This window comes from Falsiroseomonas selenitidurans (assembly GCF_012103215.1).
Lineage (GTDB): Bacteria > Pseudomonadota > Alphaproteobacteria > Acetobacterales > Acetobacteraceae > Falsiroseomonas > Falsiroseomonas selenitidurans.
Map to the genome: position 1 here is coordinate 1 of NZ_JAAVNE010000122.1, position 1,246 is coordinate 1,246.

Sequence of the window (1,246 nt, forward strand, 5' to 3'; positions counted from 1 at the left end):
TGGCCTGCTGCCGGTTTGGTGGACACCTGGATAAGGTTTTCACCCAATCGGAGGCCCTTGCATGGGACGAAGGACATTCAGCCGCGAGTTCAAGCTCGAGGCGGTAAAGTTGGTCAGGGATCGCGGAGTTGCGGTGGCTCAGGCTTGCCGCGACCTCGAGATCGCGGAGAGCGTGCTGCGCCGCTGGATGCGGGAGACCGAGGCTGATCCGCGACACGCCTTTCCTGGCCATGGTCAGGTAAAGCCTGAGCAGCAGGAGATCGACCGTCTCCGCCGGGAGGTCGCCAAGCTCAAGGCGGAGCGTGACATCCTAAAAAAGGCCGCGGCCTACTTCGCGAGGGATGCGACATGAAGTTCGCCTTCATCGCGAAGCACAGGGGAATCTGGCCGCTGTCCTGGCTGTGCTCGGCGCTGGGTGTATCGCGCTCCGGCTTCCATGCCTGGCTGACCCGCAAGCCGAGCCAACGCGCCCGCGATGACGAACGGATTGGCGCCATGGCCCGCGCCAGCTTCCTGGCGAGTGACCGGACCTATGGCGCCCGCCGGGTCTGGCACGACGTCCTGGCGGACGGCGTCGACTGCGGTCTGCACAGGATCGAGCGGTTGATGCGCCAGGGCGCGCTGAGGGCCAGGCCGCGGCGACGTGGCCTGCCGCTGGACAGCGGCGAACGGGCGCCAGGCGTCGTCCCGGCCAACATCCTTGACCGCCAGTTCCATGCGGGAGCTCCGAACCAGAAGTGGGTGGCCGACTTCACTTACGTCTGGACCGCTGAGGGCTGGCTCTATGTCGCGGTCGTCATCGACCTCTTCTCACGCCGCGTCGTCGGTTGGTCGATGAGCGCCACGATGGCGGCGCAACTCGTCACCGATGCGTTGGTCATGGCGATCTGGCGGCGCGGCAAGCCAAGAGCCCTGCTTCATCATTCGGACAGGGGCAGCCAATATAGCAGCGAGGGGTTCCAGCGGCTGATGGCCGACCACGGCGTCACCTGCTCGATGAGCAGGTCGGGCAATGTGTGGGACAACGCCGCCATGGAGAGCTTCTTCTCATCGCTGAAGACCGAACGCCTTGCCCGCAAGATCTACCGGACGCGCGACGCCGCCCGAGCGGAGGTGTTCGACTACATCGAGCGGTTCTACAATCCGACGCGACGCCACTCGGCCATCGGCTATCTCAGCCCCGTGGCATTCGAGCGCTTGGCCGGTTCAGGCTAAACTCGGTGTCCATCGAACCGGCAGCAGGCCA

1 protein-coding gene is annotated in these 1,246 nt (G+C 65.3%); it reads left to right on the forward strand.

Annotated elements, in window-relative coordinates:
- The first annotated feature begins 61 nt into the window (after positions 1 to 61).
- Positions 62 to 1,215 (forward strand): IS3 family transposase gene (locus tag HEQ75_RS27610; RefSeq protein ID WP_168035329.1). Its coding sequence is split into 2 segments (ribosomal slippage): positions 62 to 311 and positions 311 to 1,215, totalling 1,155 coding nucleotides; the frame shifts between segments, so codons are not numbered across the junction.
- Positions 1,216 to 1,246: the final 31 nt, after the last annotated feature.